This is a genomic window from Tichowtungia aerotolerans (assembly GCF_009905215.1).
GTDB classification, from domain to species: Bacteria; Verrucomicrobiota; Kiritimatiellia; order Kiritimatiellales; family Tichowtungiaceae; genus Tichowtungia; species Tichowtungia aerotolerans.
Genome location: NZ_CP047593.1, coordinates 3340059 through 3355857, shown reverse-complemented (window position 1 = coordinate 3355857; position 15799 = coordinate 3340059). Strand labels below are relative to the sequence as shown.

At 50.6% G+C, this 15799-nt stretch carries 16 protein-coding genes; 5 read left to right on the top strand and 11 right to left on the bottom strand.

Going from position 1 to position 15799, the window contains the following annotated elements; all coding sequences use genetic code 11:
• Positions 1 to 13: 13 nt before the first annotated feature.
• Positions 14 to 688: a ribulose-phosphate 3-epimerase gene (gene rpe, locus GT409_RS13680; RefSeq protein WP_160629620.1), complete on the bottom strand. Its 675-nt coding sequence runs from the start codon at positions 686 to 688 to the stop codon at positions 14 to 16.
• Between the two features lie 148 nt (positions 689 to 836).
• On the opposite strand from rpe, the gene GT409_RS13675 reads away from it, so the two are divergent.
• The gene (locus GT409_RS13675; protein WP_160629619.1) at positions 837 to 1130 is read left to right on the top strand and encodes a DUF3332 family protein; all 294 of its coding nucleotides are present in this window, start codon (positions 837 to 839) and stop codon (positions 1128 to 1130) included.
• A gap of 239 nt (positions 1131 to 1369) precedes the next feature.
• On the opposite strand, the gene tnpA is transcribed toward GT409_RS13675, so the two are convergent.
• Positions 1370 to 1666 (bottom strand): IS200/IS605 family transposase, encoded by a 297-nt coding sequence (gene tnpA, locus GT409_RS13665; protein WP_233231666.1) that lies wholly within the window; start codon positions 1664 to 1666, stop codon positions 1370 to 1372.
• Between the two features lie 268 nt (positions 1667 to 1934).
• On the opposite strand from tnpA, the gene GT409_RS13660 reads away from it, so the two are divergent.
• Positions 1935 to 2426, top strand: coding sequence for an SHOCT domain-containing protein (locus GT409_RS13660; protein WP_160629616.1), 492 nt, complete (start codon positions 1935 to 1937; stop codon positions 2424 to 2426).
• 87 nt (positions 2427 to 2513) lie between these two features.
• Here GT409_RS13660 and truA read toward each other — a convergent pair whose 3' ends face one another.
• Positions 2514 to 3251: a tRNA pseudouridine(38-40) synthase TruA gene (gene truA / locus GT409_RS13655; RefSeq protein WP_160629615.1), complete on the bottom strand. Its 738-nt coding sequence runs from the start codon at positions 3249 to 3251 to the stop codon at positions 2514 to 2516.
• Between the two features lie 111 nt (positions 3252 to 3362).
• On the opposite strand from truA, the gene GT409_RS13650 reads away from it, so the two are divergent.
• Positions 3363 to 4508, top strand: coding sequence for a THUMP domain-containing class I SAM-dependent RNA methyltransferase (locus GT409_RS13650; RefSeq protein WP_160629614.1), 1146 nt, complete (start codon positions 3363 to 3365; stop codon positions 4506 to 4508).
• Positions 4508 to 4990 carry an 8-oxo-dGTP diphosphatase gene (locus GT409_RS13645; protein ID WP_160629613.1) on the top strand — a complete coding sequence of 161 codons (483 nt, stop codon included), beginning with the start codon at positions 4508 to 4510 and terminating at the stop codon, positions 4988 to 4990. The genes GT409_RS13650 and GT409_RS13645 overlap by 1 nt, the downstream gene beginning before the upstream one ends.
• A gap of 118 nt (positions 4991 to 5108) precedes the next feature.
• Here GT409_RS13645 and GT409_RS13640 read toward each other — a convergent pair whose 3' ends face one another.
• The 7 genes from GT409_RS13640 to rpsD form a co-directional block, all read right to left on the bottom strand.
• A complete protein-coding gene (locus GT409_RS13640) occupies positions 5109 to 6884 on the bottom strand; it encodes an ATP-binding protein (RefSeq protein WP_160629612.1) in 1776 nt (591 codons plus the stop codon).
• Positions 6884 to 7579 carry a response regulator transcription factor gene (locus GT409_RS13635; protein WP_160629611.1) on the bottom strand — a complete coding sequence of 232 codons (696 nt, stop codon included), beginning with the start codon at positions 7577 to 7579 and terminating at the stop codon, positions 6884 to 6886. The genes GT409_RS13640 and GT409_RS13635 overlap by 1 nt, the downstream gene beginning before the upstream one ends.
• A 24-nt stretch (positions 7580 to 7603) precedes the next feature.
• Positions 7604 to 8272 carry a phosphate signaling complex protein PhoU gene (gene phoU, locus GT409_RS13630; RefSeq protein ID WP_160629610.1) on the bottom strand — a complete coding sequence of 223 codons (669 nt, stop codon included), beginning with the start codon at positions 8270 to 8272 and terminating at the stop codon, positions 7604 to 7606.
• 32 nt (positions 8273 to 8304) lie between these two features.
• The gene (gene pstB, locus GT409_RS13625) at positions 8305 to 9111 is read right to left on the bottom strand and encodes a phosphate ABC transporter ATP-binding protein PstB (RefSeq protein WP_233231665.1); all 807 of its coding nucleotides are present in this window, start codon (positions 9109 to 9111) and stop codon (positions 8305 to 8307) included.
• 30 nt (positions 9112 to 9141) lie between these two features.
• Positions 9142 to 10488, bottom strand: coding sequence for a phosphate ABC transporter permease PstA (gene pstA / locus GT409_RS13620; RefSeq protein WP_160629608.1), 1347 nt, complete (start codon positions 10486 to 10488; stop codon positions 9142 to 9144).
• The gene (locus tag GT409_RS13615; protein ID WP_160629607.1) at positions 10489 to 11643 is read right to left on the bottom strand and encodes a PstC family ABC transporter permease; all 1155 of its coding nucleotides are present in this window, start codon (positions 11641 to 11643) and stop codon (positions 10489 to 10491) included. It abuts the gene before it with no gap.
• Between the two features lie 170 nt (positions 11644 to 11813).
• The gene (rpsD, locus tag GT409_RS13610; protein ID WP_160629606.1) at positions 11814 to 12416 is read right to left on the bottom strand and encodes a 30S ribosomal protein S4; all 603 of its coding nucleotides are present in this window, start codon (positions 12414 to 12416) and stop codon (positions 11814 to 11816) included.
• Positions 12417 to 12661: 245 nt separating this feature from the next.
• On the opposite strand from rpsD, the gene GT409_RS13605 reads away from it, so the two are divergent.
• Positions 12662 to 13891, top strand: a complete 1230-nt coding sequence (locus tag GT409_RS13605; protein WP_160629605.1) for a pyrophosphate--fructose-6-phosphate 1-phosphotransferase — start codon at positions 12662 to 12664, stop codon at positions 13889 to 13891.
• Positions 13892 to 14382: 491 nt separating this feature from the next.
• On the opposite strand, the gene GT409_RS13600 is transcribed toward GT409_RS13605, so the two are convergent.
• Positions 14383 to 15792 (bottom strand): MATE family efflux transporter, encoded by a 1410-nt coding sequence (locus GT409_RS13600; RefSeq protein ID WP_160629604.1) that lies wholly within the window; start codon positions 15790 to 15792, stop codon positions 14383 to 14385.
• Between the last annotated feature and the right edge of the window lie 7 nt (positions 15793 to 15799).

The window sequence follows — 15799 nt, the reverse complement described above, 5'->3', positions numbered from 1 at the left end:
TTTTGATTGTAAATTAAAGTGCGGTGCAATAAGCAGTTTCAGCGCTTGCGCGCAGATCGGAAACGGCTTTTCCCATATCAGGTGCCTTAAAAAGTGATGTGCCGGCTACAAACAGGTTGGCACCATGAGCGGCTGCGGGTTTAATGGTTTCCGCTCCGATTCCTCCATCAATGGAAATAAGCATGTCCGGGTAGCGCCGGCGAATCTCAGCCACCTTGCTTTCCACACCAGCAATGTAACCCTGACCTCCAAATCCAGGGTTGACTGACATAATAAGAACCTCTTCGACCAACCCTTTTTCCAAGGTTTGGAAAATGGAATCGACCGGCGTTGGCGGATTTACAGTGATTCCCGGACGGCAGCCGAGATCGCGGATTTTTTTTAGCGTATCTTCCACATCACACTCCGCTTCAATATGAATGAGTATTGTGTCCGATCCGGCCTTGGCAAAAGCTTCGATATGATTCTGGGGATGCAGGAGCATCAGGTGCACATCGAGTGGCAAATCTGTCACACGATCAGCCATCGCCGCTACGGCCGGCCCCATGCTGATATTCGGCACAAACACTCCATCCATCACGTCCACATGAATCTGGTCTGCGCCGGATTTTTCGCACAAACGGATTCCCGCCTCCAGATTTCCCATGTCCGCGGCCAGAATGGACGGCATAATTTCGATTTTCGGCATTTAAAAAATCTCCTTATTAAATAAAGGCAGAAACGGTACTGGAGCCAAAACGAAAAAGCAAGAAGCAGCACATTTCCATTTGCCTCCCTGAAAGAAATTCAATAGTTTTTTCTATAGAGGGAAACACATAAAACATAAGGAGATTGTTATGAAGAAAATCCTTCTCAGCGTAATTACACTGAGCATTCTGCTCACCGGATGTACCGGACCATTTGTCCTGACCAAAAAAGTACATACGTGGCAGACCAGCTTTGAAGATAAATGGGTTGATGAAGTGGCCTTCCTGGGCTGCATTATTCTCCCGGTTTACAGCCTGTCTACTCTGGCAGACGGCCTGATCTTCAACAGTGTAGAATTCTGGACCGGCGAAAATCCGATGGACTCCGTTGAAGCCCCGTCTGGAAATGAGATGTGCCTGCGCAGCGTTGCTGCTCAGATGTAACAATAGCCTAAACTTATAAAACAAAAACCGCCTTGAGAAAATTCTCGAGGCGGTTTTCGTCATAGATAACCCCGGCTAAAGCCGGGGTTCTAATTTTCATTACAGCTCCTGGCGAAGCCGACCTGAATCCTTCCGTCCTCGATATTCGACATATCTTTTAATTATCGCTTCGTCGACGCCAACACTGCTCACGAAGTAGCCCGGCGACCACATAATATTTTCCTTCCAATAAACCTTGGCTAGCCACTTAACTTTTTGCGCATGACCGACGATGATCGGCTTTTCATATTTTCCATCACGTCCGAGATGCTGTATTTCGGCGGGATGACCATCACCATGTGCATATGATCTCCGTCGAAGCCGATTATCTCAATTTCCACGCCGGGCATACTTCGCTGCAGCCCACGCAACACCTTTTCAAGATAACTTCGGACTCCAGGCATCAGGATCCTCCGGCGGTATTTACATACCCACACAACGTGATATTGAAGACGGTATGCACAATGAGCTCCCAGTCGTACTTCCTCAATCAGCATACCGCCTTCGGGCTCATTCATCCACGGCTAAAGCCGGGGTATTCTGTCTTCGACAGCATAAAATAAAATAGCGCTTTGCGACATTTAATTATGTAATATATTTACATAAAATACTTATTTATATATCAACTTAACCAGATCACTCTTGTTTTTTATTAAAAATCATAAAAGAAAGGTTTGTTGTGAAAAAAACATAGTTTGTGTCCGCGCTGGGAGTCTTCTTTTGGCAACATCAGTTTTTCTATTCGTCACAGGATGTGCCAGCATCGTGAGTAAATCACAATATCCAGTTACCATTCAAAGCAACCCTCCAGGAGCCACAGTGTGTGTAAAAAACAAAAAAGGAGTCACCGTTCATAAAGCTATAACTCCGGCAACTCTTTCTTTAGAAGCCAGCTCTGGGTTCTTTTCTCCGGAGCGCTACACATTCCAATTTGATAAAAATGGATATCATCAGGGATCTTGTTCCCTTTCTGCCGGAATGGACCCATGGTACATCGGTAACGTCATATTTGGAGGACTAATCGGCATCGTAATTGTTGATCCGCTGACTGGCGCAATGTGGAAGCTTGACGACACGGTATATGGAAACCTGTCTCAAAACCATAATGCACAGAATATTTCAGAAAAAGAAGCCCCCTTATTGGCCTCCATGGAAACCTCGAAAAAACTAAAGGACCTAAAGGACCTGAAAGATAACGGGTTAATTACTCCGCAAGAATACGAGACCAAAAGAAAGGCTTTAGTCGAAACGCTTTGATTTCTCACTAAAGCCAGCAAAGAAAACCGTCGGAGAATTTTTCGACGGTTTTTTCATCGAAGAATTCGGGGAAAAGTAATCCCCTAATCAATAATCCACTTTCCAGAGAAAAAGGCCCAGAGGCTTGGCGGTCGGGATTTCGTTGGTACGAGTGGCGACCGCCAGAAACCGTTTGGTATCTTCCGGTTGCAGCTCCCCTGCTCCAACGCGCAGTAGGAATCCGGCAATGGAGCGAACCATTTTATAGAGGAATCCCGTTCCTTTGACACGGATTACCACATCTCCATCCCTCGATCGCGAAATAGAAACCTGGGTAACGGTTTTAACGGTGCCGCCGATTTCCCGTTTTGGGTTGGCGGTAAATGCTGCGAAGTCGTGTTCTCCGACCAGGAGTTGCGCTGCCTGTTTCATGGCAGCGATATTGAGTTTGCGCCGTTCATGCAGGCGGTACAGTCGAAGCTCCGGCGGAACGGCCGGACCGTTCCAGATAAAATAACGATATTCCTTGCTGACAGCATTGAACCGGGCGTGAAAATCCGCTGAAACTTTCTGAAGTTTCATAATGCGAATATCCGGCGGAAGCAGTGCGTTCAGTCCGTTTTGCATCCGCCACAACTCCATTCGTCTCGAGAGGTCAAAATGAGCCACCTGTCCCTTGGCATGCACTCCGGCATCCGTGCGTCCCGAATGATGAATTCGAATTTTTCGGCCCGTTAACCGCTCAAGTACGTTCTCTATTTCCGCCTGAACCGTCCTTTCACCCGGCTGGATCTGCCAGCCGGCATAGTCGGTTCCGTCGTAAGCAATGGTCATTTTGTATCGCATAGTCCGCTGTCTGTTCACGGATAAAAGGTATCAGGGCAAACAATCAATAACCACTAACAAATAACCGAAACAGTCTTCACGCATCCGGCAGTCTACTGATAGACTGCTCTCATGTACCAATACCAACAACGCAACCAGTATTTTGCTCAGGTTTCAGGTGGATTTGAAGAGCTTGCCGAAGCAGAGCTTCGTGCTCTTGGGGCTCGGGCGATCCGCCCGGATTACCGTGGGTTCCATTTCAAAGCCGACCCTGAAACTCTTTATCGCATCAACTACACTTCCCGCCTGATTATCCGTGTGCTCGCTCCGCTGCTCACTTTCGATTGCCACAGCGATAAATATCTGCACCTGACAGCAAAGAAAATCGACTGGTCGCAATTTATCAGCACCCGCGAAACATTTGCAGTAAACGCGGTGACATCCAATACCCCCTCGCTCAAACACTCGCAGTATGCGGCTTTAAAAGTAAAAGATGCGGTATGCGATTATTTTCGTGATAAAACAGGTGAGCGGCCATCCGTGGATGTTCAGGATCCCGACCTTGGGATCCACCTGTTTGTACGAAACAATCGGGCAACCATCAGCATCGACACCTCCGGCGGTTCGCTTCATAAGCGAGGCTACCGCAAGGCTTCCGTAGAAGCTCCGATGGCGGAAACGTTGGCTGCTGCAATCATTCAGCTCTCTGAATGGGATGGCGAACGCCCGTTGATCGATCCGATGTGCGGCTCCGGAACGTTGCTGTGTGAAGCCGCAATGAAAGCATGTTGCATCCCGGCCGGATTTCTGCGTCTCAAATGGGGCTTTTTCTATTTGCCCGACTTCGATTCCACCGCCTGGAAAAAAGTAAAATCCGTGGCGGATGCAGAAATGCGCCCCCTGCCTTCCGGACTCATTTCCGGCAGCGACATCAGCCGTGATGCCGTCCGGGCCGCTTGTTCCAACCTCAATCAGCTGCCGGGCACCAAGGACCGTTTCCAATGCCTGGAAAAAAATGTCTTTGATTTTCCTGGCATTGAAAACTCGACCATCGTCGTCAACCCGCCGTATGGCGTTCGCCTTGGAAGTCGTGAAAAAGCCGAAAAACTGATGAAGGATTTCGGGGATTTTCTAAAACAGCGCTGCACGGGAAGCACCGCGTACATTTATACCGGTGATCGCAAACTGCTCAAAAAAGTCGGCCTGAAACCGGAATGGAAAAAAGATCTGAACAACGGCGGCCTCGAAGGAGTGCTGGGGAAACTGGAGCTTTACTGATGAAAAAAGTAACCGACATCAATTGGAACGCATGGGATCCGAAAGAAAAAGCCACCCTGATGTTCATTCAGCAGAATAACAAACTGCTTCTGATTGAGAAAAAACGCGGTTTCGGTGCGGGGTATTACAACGCGCCCGGAGGACGGCTTGAAAAAGGCGAAACCTGGCAGGAATGCGCAATTCGAGAAACACAAGAAGAACTTTGCATTACTCCGCTCGATCCGCAGCATGCCGGAACACTGATGTTTCACTTTATTGACGGTCACAGCATTCACGGTGAGGTCTTTACCGCAACCAAGTTTGAGGGAACTCCGACTGAAACAGACGAAGCGCTTCCAATCTGGTTTCATGTTGATGAGCTTCCCTATCACAACATGTGGGCAGATGACCCGCTCTGGTATCCAAAAATGATCGCCGGTGAAAAATTCACGGGGCATTTTACCTTTGACGGGAAAACCATGCTCGACTACGAGCTTCTATAAGAACCGTCTTTCTTTTCTATATCGTAACCGAAACTGTCCCGTACATTTAAATGTACGGGACAGCTATGTGCATAAACTAGTCTATACAAGCAGGTTAAGGGGATCCAGCGCCGTTAAATTATTTTTCAGACGGAATCAAGATGGAGAACGTGGAACCTTTACCGAAAATGCTCTCAACAGAAACCGCACCTCCATGTGCCTGAGCAATATGCTTCACAATGGCAAGTCCAAGCCCGGTTCCGCCTTCCTGCCGGCTGCGGCCTTTATCGATGCGATAGAACCGTTCGAACAGTCGTTCTAAATGCTCTGAGGCAATGCCATAACCGGAATCTTTTACCGACAGCAATACTCCGTCGTCTACCGCGGAAGCACATACCGCAACGTCTTTGTTTTCAGCGCTGTATTTGACAGCATTACTGATCAGGTTGATTAAAGCCTGTTCAATTAATGGAGGATTAACGAACACAGAAAGATGATCCGGGCATTCCGTGGAAATGGTGATGTTTTTCTTTGATGCACGGTGCGTGCAGACTTCAACGGCTGAATTCATCAGACCTGCGAGTCCGACTTTCTGAAGATCCATTTCTTCTTTATCCCCCTGTTCCAGTCGCGAAAGCGTGAGCAGGTCATCAATAATGGCATTCAGGCGGTCAGCATGTTTTGCGACAATCCTGAGAAAGCGATCTGCTTCTTCGGGATCATTGATGGCTCCATCGAGCAGTGTTTCAATAAATCCTTTAATTGAGGTAATCGGCGTTTTCAGCTCATGAGAAACATTGGCGACGAAATCGCTGCGCAGACTTTCCAGCCGACGTAAGCGGGACACGTCCGTGAAGACAACGACCGCACCGATGCGGGCTCCCTGCATGCCGAGCAGGTTTGTTCCGCGCACTTTCAGGTCGTAGGTTTCGGAATGTCTTGCTGTCAGTTCGCATTCCCGGGGTTCCTGGCCTTTCAGCACAGATCCGATGAATTTCTGCAATTTTACGTTCCGAAAAACCTCTTCGATGCTGCGCCCGGGGGCTGTCTCCGGGTGAAGGACCTGAAAGAATTTGGACGCGGCTTTGTTCAGGCTGATAATCAGTCCTTCTGTATCAACCGCGAGCACGCCCTCTTCCATGCTCGACAGCACCGCCTCACGCTGATTGCGTTCCCGAATCACGCTCTGAATTCTTTCTTCGAGCTGTTCCGCCATCAGATTCATGGTTTCTGACAGTGAAGAGATTTCAGTCGAGCCAATGGTATGAAGGCGAAACGAAAAATCTCCGTCAGCAAAACGTTTGGCTCCCGCCTTAATCCGCTCCAGCGGCTGGGAAATACGGCGGGAAACAATCAGGCTGAGCAGCGCAGACAAAACAAGAATGATCATCCCGCCCAGAAAGATGCGGTGATGGACAGAGTCTAGTACCTGATCCATTTCTGTGACCGGCATAGCCGCTCGAACAATCCCGTATACAATGTCATTCGCTGCCACCGGAACGGCTATATACATCATATTTTTTTTGAGAGTATTGCTGTAACGCACCGATTGTCCGAGGTGCCCGTTCAGCGCCTCCAGAATTTCAGGACGATTCCGATGGTTGCCCATTTCCGAACTGGCTTTGTCGGTATCGCCCGCAACAGTGCCGTCCGGCAGGATAAAAGTAAGCCTCGCCGAGGTTTTCGAACTCAGCTCTCCAACAATCCGATTGAGCTCAACCTGATCCATGGAGGAAAAATCATCGATGATCTGCTGGCTGATCAACAGGGCCTGCTCTTTGAGATATTGCGCCGTCTGGCGGTCAGAGAACCGACCAATTGCGCCCGATGAAAGAATGTATACAGCAACCAGCGATAACAGCGTTATGGTCAGGTAGCTGGCATACAGTTTCCAGAAAAGGCGAGGAGTCTTCATTAATCAGCGTCCTTAAAGCGATACCCAATACCACGAACGGTCTGGATATATTCTCCGGCTTTTTTAAGTTTTTTGCGCAACCCGACAACCTGGACGTCAACAGAACGCTCGGTGACCGGATAGTCTTCGCCGTGTACGGCATCGACAATCTGATAACGAGTAAACACCCAGCCCGGCCGGCGAGCGAGGAAATGCAGAACCTGGAATTCAGTGGCTGTCAGATCCACCGATTCCCCGTTAACCATCACTTCATGACGGCCGGGATGAATCGTCAGGTCATAGATTTTGAGCACATCCGTGTCGGACAGCGCCGGTCCTGCCGACTTTCTTCTCATGACCGCTTTAACCCGGGCCACCAGAACTTTGGGGCTGAACGGCTTAACGACATAATCTTCAGCTCCGAGCTCCAATCCGGAAACAATGTCACTTTCTTCACCTTTGGCGGTCATCATAATAACCGGGATATTGCGGGTTCGTTCGTTTTGTTTGAGTTCCCTGCAAACCTGCATCCCGTCTTTACCCGGCAACATCAGGTCTAAAAGGATCAGATCCGGCAGATCGCGAGCCGCAGAAAGCAGCCCTTCTTCACCGGATTCGGCATCCAGCACATTGAACTTTTCGCGCTTCAGGTTGTAACGAACCAGTTCGCGAATATCCTCTTCGTCCTCGATAATCAAAATATTTTTTGAGGTCATCAAGATCCTTTCTGCAACAGCAGGTTACGCCCTCTCTTCGTATGGCTTATGACGAACAATAACGCCATCCACAAGATAAACAACATCTTCAGCCACGTTCGTCGCGTGATCTCCAACTCTCTCCAGATTTCTGGAGGCAAGAAGCATCGTCAGGTAGATTCCCAGATGTTCAGGGTTTTTCCGTCCGGACTCTGCAACAAACCGGCTCACCTGTTTGCAAAGCACATCCACTTCATCATCAGCTTCCCGGACCTCATTCGCCATTTCGGCATCCAAATTCACAAACGCCGTAAGGCTCCGACGAACCATATCCCTGGCCTTCAGCGCCACCTCATCCAGTTCCGGCGGAATACGAACCTCCGGCTGCTCACACATCTGCAGAGCCCGCTTTGCAATATTGACCGCGAGGTCTCCGATCCGCTCCAAATCGTTATTGATTTTCAGAACAGTTGTTAAAAAACGAAGATCCATTGCAACCGGCTGATAAAGGGCCAGGATTTTGAGAGCCTCCTCCTCTACTTCAACTTCCTGCCGGTCAATTTCCGAGTCGCTGTCGATGATCTGCCTGGCCAGTGCTTCATCACGGCTAACCAGTGCCTTTACCGCAAGAACAACATTTTCTTCAACCTGTGCACTGAGAGATAATATTCTTTTTTTCAGTTTATCAATTTCATGAACAAATACCTGACTCATCAGATTCTCCTGTAATAGCCTTTAGCCGGAACTCAACCAAACCGTCCGGTGATGTAATCTTCTGTCTGCTTTTCAGATGGACGGGTAAACAACTGCCTGGTCGCGCCGAACTCCACAAGCGTACCTTCATACATGAATGCGGTCAAATCCGAGACGCGAGCCGCCTGCTGCATATTATGGGTCACAATAATAATTGTATACTGCCCTCTCAGTTCTCCCACAAGATCTTCGATTTTCGCCGTAGCCTTCGGGTCCAGAGCAGAGGTCGGCTCATCCATTAAAAGGATTTCCGGCTTCACAGCCAGAGCTCTCGCCAGACAAAGACGCTGCTGCTGTCCGCCGGACATTCCCAAGGCATTTGAAGACAGACGGTCTTTTACCTCATCCCAGATTGCAGCCTGTCGCAAGCTGGACTCCACAATCTCATCCAGCTGGCTGCGGTTCTTGATTCCCTGCAGACGCGGACCATAGGCAATGTTATCGTAAATTGATTTTGGAAATACATTCGGTTTCTGGAACACCATTCCGACCCGCATGCGGAGCGAGACCACATCAATGTCCTTGCGATAAATGTTTTCCCCGTCAAAGATCATATTGCCACCTGCGCGGCAGCCGGGAATGAGATCATTCATTCGGTTGATCGCGCGCAGCAGCGTGCTTTTCCCGCACCCGCTGGGACCAATCATCGCGGTTACGAGCCCTTCGGGGAACTCGCAGTCAACCCGCTTCACAGCTTCGAAATCTCCGTAGAAAACAGAAAATGCGTCTGCTTTCACATGGGCCGGCCGCTGAAAAACATCGACTTCTTCGTCAGCAGAAAACATAGCCGCCTGATTCATTTTAATTTTCTCATTCATCGATCCGTCTCCTTATCCGCGGAGTTTTTTTGAAATCTTTGCGCGCATTACAATCGCGAACACATTAAGCAGCAGCACCAATGCAACCAACGTGAAAACCATACCGTACTGAACATGCCGGATTTCATCCACCGCCTCATGTTCAGTACAGAGGTTATAAATATTCCAGGGAAGCGCCGGAGTCGGTTGTGACAATGCCTGAGATGGAAGCAACGGACGTCCGACGCTGACCGCGGCCGTAAAGATGATGGGAGCGGTTTCGCCCGCCGCCCGGCCCATGCTGATCACCACGCCGGTCAGAATCCCGGGAAGGGCTGCCGGCAGAATAACCGTCAGCACCGTGTGCCATCGTCCGGCTCCCAGGCTCAACGCAGCTTCTTTGTAAGCTTTTGGAACAGAAAGGATGGACTCTTCTGAAGCACGAATCACCGTTGGCAGAATCAGCAGAGACAGTGTCAATGAACCAGCCAGCACGCTTTTCGAGTCCGATACATGAATCGTATTCAGAAAGAACGCCAGACCGAACAAACCGAAAACAATACTCGGCACACCGGCCAGCGTACTGATGCAGGTTCTGAGAAAACCGATCACCCGGCCCTCTTTGGCATATTCACACAGATAGATGGCTGCAATCACTCCCATGGGAATCGCAAAAATCATTGCTCCGATCGTCAAATAAATCGTCCCCAGAACCTCCGGCCCGATTCCTCCGAAAATATGAGAGTCCTTTGATGTGTCGGTAAGAAACTGCCAGTAGAATGTCATCCGCGGGCGCAGCATCTCCTCCACATGTTCTTCAAGATATCCGAACAGCGGCTCCAGCGATGTATTTTCAAAGGCTTCTTTTCGGGGCGTTTTCACCAGCACGCCCAGCGCATCCGGATTGGAATAATCCCAATCCTGGGTATACAGTACTTCATCCAGCTTGATCTGCGCCCGGTCCCAGCGAGTCGCTCCGTACTGCTGGCGAATCAGCACCGGCGTTCGTTCCCCGGGAGCTGGCCCCAGCAGGCCCGCCAGCGCTTTTTCCAGTTCGCGAAACGGTTTTTTGTAAGGGCGACGATCCGAACGAGGCATCTCATCCAGGTCCGCCTCAAACCGGGACAGCATGTCGTAAACCGGCTGTCGAGCGGCAGAGACTTCTTCTTTCTCCGCGTCAAACTTTTCAGGATTCCCGCGGCCCCACTGGTCAAACATGACCTTGCGATGTTCGATGGTTCCCCGAAAAACAAACGCTCCGGTTCCTTTGCTGACAATCGGGGCCAGAATAATCACCAGCACCAACGCCATCACACCGATTGCAATCAGCCCGGCACCGGAAAAAGCACGATCCAATAACTTGCGGGTTTCCAGTCTCATTTATTTTCCAAGTTTTTTGCGAGAACGCCGGACAATCGATTCGCTGGCCAGATTCATAATGAAGGAGAAGGCGAGAAGGCATAATGCCATCGCGAATAATACGTGAAAACGAGACGAACCGGTCACATGGTCAGCCTCTCCCATATCTCCGGCAATTGTTGCAGTCAGCGTACGAACCGGTTCCAGCATATTGTACCACGGCTCCGGAATGCGGGCTGCATTACCGGACGCCATCCAGACCACCATGGTCTCGCCGATAGCCCGCATAACGCCGAGAATCACTGCCGCAAGAATTCCGCTGACCGATGCGGGAATAATGGTTTTCAGAATCGTTTCGGCGCGGGTCGCACCCAGCGCATAACTGCCTTCGCGCAGTTCGCGGCCGGCGGCCTGCAGGGCATCTTCAGACACGCTGACTACCGTTGGAAGAGCCATGATGCCGAGAATGATTGAGACGTTCAGCGCATTGGCCCCGCTCATAATTTCAATACCGCTGAGACGATGTCCCAGCACGGTCATTGCATACAATGCACCACCCCCGAGAACAAGGATGGCCGTCCAGCGCACCGTGTCTTTCATCAGATCCGAACAACGATCTGAAATCAGATCGCTTAGAACCACCACGACTAAAGCAAGAACGGGCGCCAGAATAAGCCATGCTCCAACGGAAAGTACGATTCCTCCCTTATTCTGCAGCAATGGAGCAAACACCACCAAGGCGAAAAAACCGTATGCTACGGACGGAATGGCGGCCAGAATTTCAATAACCGGCTTTACAATCTGACGGGCATTAAACGGAAGAACATCACTCAGACAAACCGCGGCTGCCACCCCGAGCGGCACCGCAACAAGCACTGCACCAAGCGTAACCAGACCGGTACCGAAAAAGATGGCCAGTGTGCCGAATTCTGCCGGATGTCCGGACGGATACCAGCGCGTCGATGTGAAAAACTCCTGGAAGCCTTCCAGCTGGAAAAACGGAATGGCGTCTTTTGCGATAAAGTAGAAAATAAAGAACACTGCCAAAGTCGACAGCGAGGTGACGGAAAAGAGAAATCCCTGCCCCAATACTGCGCCGATGCGCCGCCAGCGACTGGCACTTGCGCTCATGACGAGGCCGCGTTTCGAAAGACCGGTTTGTGTTGCTGCATTCATCCAGACGGAGGTTCCTTTATTGCTGATTACCCCCTCAGAATGCCGCCCGTTTGTTAGAAAATGATGAGAGAAACATTAGGAGCACATGAATTTCCAATGTTCGCAAGCGTTTCATAGACACAAAAAAGCCCCCGCCGTAGCGGAGGCTTTCTGCAGACGATAAGCTGCTTTTAGCGGGAGTAAAACTCAACCACAAGCGAGACTTCGCACTGCACCGGCACTTCGCCGTGCTCCGGCAGGCGACTCAGGGTCGCAGTCAGTTTTTTATCATCCACAGTCAGATATTCCGGTGTGGTGGAGATCTGCTGAGCAGCCGGGAAGATATCGAGGTCACGGCTTTTGTCACGCACGGTGATCACATCGCCGACACGCACTGCGTAAGACGGGATATTGCACTTTTTGCCGTTCACGCGGAAATGAGCGTGGGAAACGAGCTGACGGGCCTGATAGATTGAACGAGCGAAACCGGAACGCAGTACGAGAGCGTCCAGACGGGTTTCGATCAGCTGCAGAAGGATATCAGAAGTGTTACCCTGTTTGCGGGAAGCAGCCTGGTAGTATTTACGAACCTGTTTTTCGCTCAGGTTGTACTGATACTGCAGACGCTGTTTTTCAATCAGCTGTTTACCATAGTCAGAGAGTTTTCCGCGACGGCGCGACGGACCATGCTGTCCCGGAGGATGCGGGCGGCGTTCCAGATATTTCTCAGCTTTCGGTGTCAGGGCGACTCCCAGACGACGGGACTTCTTAATTTTCGGTCCGGTATACTTCATTTACTTTCTCCATTTGGTTTCTGTTGTACCTGTGTTCCGTCTAATTAAGCCCTTGCGGGCCGCCTGTTTTGCAAAACTCAGATCAGGCGTTCACATACGTGATAATCCTTTCGCGGAACAAGGGGCGGATTTAAACGGCTCGCGGGGAGTAAGTCAATAACAAGAAACGCTTTTTAGCCTTGTTTTGCAGACGGAAATTCCCATCATGGGCGGCTCATTTTGAAACGAACCGAAAGGACTCTTAGATGAAAGAAGTAAAAAAAGTTGCAATCCTGACTGCCGGCGGCCTGGCCCCCTGTCTTTCCTCAGCCATTGGCGGACTGATTGAGCGCTACAGCAAAGACCATCCTGAAATCGAAATTATCTGCTACACAGGCGGCTACAAAGGCCTGCTGCTCGGCGAATCCATTGCCGTGACTCCAGAAATCCGCGAAAAGGCTACGGTCCTTTACAAGCACGGAGGAAGTCCCATTGGAAACAGTCGCGTCAAACTCACCAACGTTAAAGACTGCGAAAAACGCGGACTGGTCAAACCCGGTGAAAACCCTCTCGAAGTGGCTGCCAGCCAGTTGGTCAAAGACGGCGTGGATGTATTGCACACCATTGGCGGCGACGACACCAATACGACCGCTGCTGATCTTGCCGCCTACCTCGCAGAGAATGACTACGAGCTGATCGTGGTTGGCCTGCCCAAAACCATCGACAACGACGTTTACCCGATCAAACAGTCCCTCGGCGCATGGACCGCTGCCGAAGAAGGCGCCAAATATTTTGCCAACGTTGTGGCTGAACACAATGCCAACCCGCGCATGCTGATCATCCACGAAGTGATGGGCCGAAACTGCGGATGGCTGACCGCTGAAACCGCAAAAGTTTATCACGAAAAACTCGAGGAACTCGATTTTCTCCCGCAGGTTGGTCTCTCCAAAGTACGCAAGGATGTTCACGCTGTTTTTGTTCCGGAAATGGCAATCGACATTCAGGCTGAAGCTGCTCGCCTTAAAAAGGTGATGGACGATGTCGACAACGTAAACATCTTCATTTCTGAAGGTGCCGGCGTAGAAGAAATTGTTGCCGAAATGGAAGCTGCCGGCGAGGTGGTTCCGCGCGATGCATTCGGCCACGTCAAACTTGATGCGGTCAATCCCGGTGCATGGTTCGGCAAACAGTTCGCCAAACTGCTTAATGCAGAAAAAGTCCTGATTCAGAAATCCGGATATTTCAGCCGTGCAGCTGCTTCCAACGAAGCCGACCTGAACCTGATTCTCGCCTGCTGCGACAAAGCGGTTGAATGTGCGCTTGCCGGAATCGGCGGAGTGATCGGTGAAGATGAAGATAAAAACGACGAATTGCGCGCCTGCGAATTCCCGCGTATTGCCGGCGGAAAACCGTTCGACATCGACGCGCCGTGGTTCGGCGAACTGCTTGCAGATATCGGTCAGGCCAAAGGATCTAAAGTGGACGTATCTCACTAAAAGCTCCTTCCGCTTTTCACATTGAAAGCCTCGCCTGACCGGCGGGGCTTTTTATTTCTGTATCTTTAAATACTGTGAAATACAGAGAGACACCCGATTTTAAATATGATAGTCAAAGTCACAAATAAAAAAGGGGATGGCGTGTTTAAGATCTGTCCAACCTGCAGCCATACATGGCCGACAATAGAGAGTTTTTTAAATGATTCGGAACTCCGACTCGCGGGGTATCAGGCTCATTTTGAAAATTTGGTTGGTGGATTGTTCATCTTTACCCACGCCACTGAAACCTGCGGCACATCATTGGCAATTCCCGTAAAAAAGTTTGTTTCTCTTACGGACCGCCCCATTCTTTCCGCACAAACCAAACAGACCGAGAACTGTCCCGGGAAATGTATGCGGGAAGGATGTCTGGCCTCCTGCCCAGTCGAATGTGAATGCAGCTGGGTGCGCGAAATTCTGCACACGATTCAAACATGGCCCCGGCCGGTCGTCTAAACCGGAACCCCGCCCGATTGCTCCACCTCCGACGACGTTCGCTCAATCAGCTCAATCCGCTTCCATCGGTCGGTTTTCATTCGCCAGATCCAGCCTAACGCCAACAGCGCGAAATAAGCAATGGCCCACCCCCAGCACGCATAAACACTTCCTTTCAAAACGAGCACAATCGTCGCTTCGCCCAGTGCAAAAAATCCCCAGGCCACCGTCGTGTGGAACCACATGACAAAATGTGTGTCACCGGCTCCTCGCAGCGCGCCGGATAAAACCGCATTGGTCGCTTCCATCACCCCCCAGGCAGCCGCAAACAGCAGCAGCAGACGAGCCGTTGAAAACACCTCTCCGAATACCGCTTCACCTCGAGCAAACATCCGAATGTAAAACTCAGGAAAAAGCACAAACGTCGTGACTGTAATCAAAGTATAAACCGCACCGACTTTCCATGCTTTCCAGGCCGCGGATTCGGCCTCGGCGGGATCGCGCCGGCCCATGCACTGGCCGACCAGAACGGACGCCGCCTGTCCGATTCCAATCGACGGCATGAAGGCGATCATATTAACACTGAGCACGATGTTGCTGGCCAGAAAAGAGACTTCCCCTAATCGACCCAACAGCAGAACAAACAGCGAAAAGGATCCAACATCCAGAACCATATGCACTCCGGACGGAAGCCCGAATCGAAGCATTCTCTGGAAAAGTTTTCGATCGAGCCGCAGTGTGCGGCGGGAGAAATAGCTGGTGTTGTTTTTATTTGAAAAATAAAGAGCCAGCAAAATGCTTGGCGCCACAAATCCGGCAATCAGACTGGCCAGAGCGGCACCGCGAATTCCAAGCTCAGGAAACGGTCCGTGCCCGAAAATCAAAAACCAGTTCAACACCACGTTCACACTGTTTCCGATCAGGTGGACAAGCATGATGATGCGGGTTTTCCCGCGACCACTGTAAAAGCTGCCCGTGGCGGCCGTAAGCGGAGCGTTGAAGCCGCCGATCATTAAAATGGAAAGATAAACCTTCTCTTCTTCAAATACCTCCGGGGCATGGCCGCTGGCGGAAATCATCCAAATGCCCACCGGAATCAGCAGCCAGATCAGCGGGGCCGACATACAGGCCATAAATATCGATTGAGCAACCGACCGGCTGCAGTTTTCCCGATCCCCAGCTCCGTAATACTGCGCGACGAAACTGTTCGCGATGGAACAAAGAGCCATAAAAAAGCTGATCAGCGTAAACGAAAGAATCCCGGCCGGCACTACGGCCTGAATCGAAACCGGACTGTACCAGCTCAGGAACATCCGGTCGCAGAAATGAAGCAGGGTAAAAGAGGCTGATGTGATAATCAGCGGAAGCGCCACCTGAAACAGATCGCGGTAGCTGACGCTGATTTTCTCTTGGTTTGTTTTCATCATTGAGTTT

Coding starts and splice junctions, on each gene's coding strand:
- rpe (WP_160629620.1), bottom strand. CDS start 688: ATGCCGAAAATCGAAATTATGCCGTCCATTCTGGCCGCGGACATGGGA.
- GT409_RS13675 (WP_160629619.1), top strand. CDS start 837: ATGAAGAAAATCCTTCTCAGCGTAATTACACTGAGCATTCTGCTCACC.
- tnpA (WP_233231666.1), bottom strand. CDS start 1,666: ATGCTGATTGAGGAAGTACGACTGGGAGCTCATTGTGCATACCGTCTT.
- truA (WP_160629615.1), bottom strand. CDS start 3,251: ATGCGATACAAAATGACCATTGCTTACGACGGAACCGACTATGCCGGC.
- GT409_RS13650 (WP_160629614.1), top strand. CDS start 3,363: ATGTACCAATACCAACAACGCAACCAGTATTTTGCTCAGGTTTCAGGT.
- GT409_RS13645 (WP_160629613.1), top strand. CDS start 4,508: ATGAAAAAAGTAACCGACATCAATTGGAACGCATGGGATCCGAAAGAA.
- GT409_RS13640 (WP_160629612.1), bottom strand. CDS start 6,884: ATGAAGACTCCTCGCCTTTTCTGGAAACTGTATGCCAGCTACCTGACC.
- GT409_RS13635 (WP_160629611.1), bottom strand. CDS start 7,579: ATGACCTCAAAAAATATTTTGATTATCGAGGACGAAGAGGATATTCGC.
- phoU (WP_160629610.1), bottom strand. CDS start 8,272: ATGAGTCAGGTATTTGTTCATGAAATTGATAAACTGAAAAAAAGAATA.
- pstB (WP_233231665.1), bottom strand. CDS start 9,111: ATGAATCAGGCGGCTATGTTTTCTGCTGACGAAGAAGTCGATGTTTTT.
- pstA (WP_160629608.1), bottom strand. CDS start 10,488: ATGAGACTGGAAACCCGCAAGTTATTGGATCGTGCTTTTTCCGGTGCC.
- GT409_RS13615 (WP_160629607.1), bottom strand. CDS start 11,643: ATGAATGCAGCAACACAAACCGGTCTTTCGAAACGCGGCCTCGTCATG.
- rpsD (WP_160629606.1), bottom strand. CDS start 12,416: ATGAAGTATACCGGACCGAAAATTAAGAAGTCCCGTCGTCTGGGAGTC.
- GT409_RS13605 (WP_160629605.1), top strand. CDS start 12,662: ATGAAAGAAGTAAAAAAAGTTGCAATCCTGACTGCCGGCGGCCTGGCC.
- GT409_RS13600 (WP_160629604.1), bottom strand. CDS start 15,792: ATGATGAAAACAAACCAAGAGAAAATCAGCGTCAGCTACCGCGATCTG.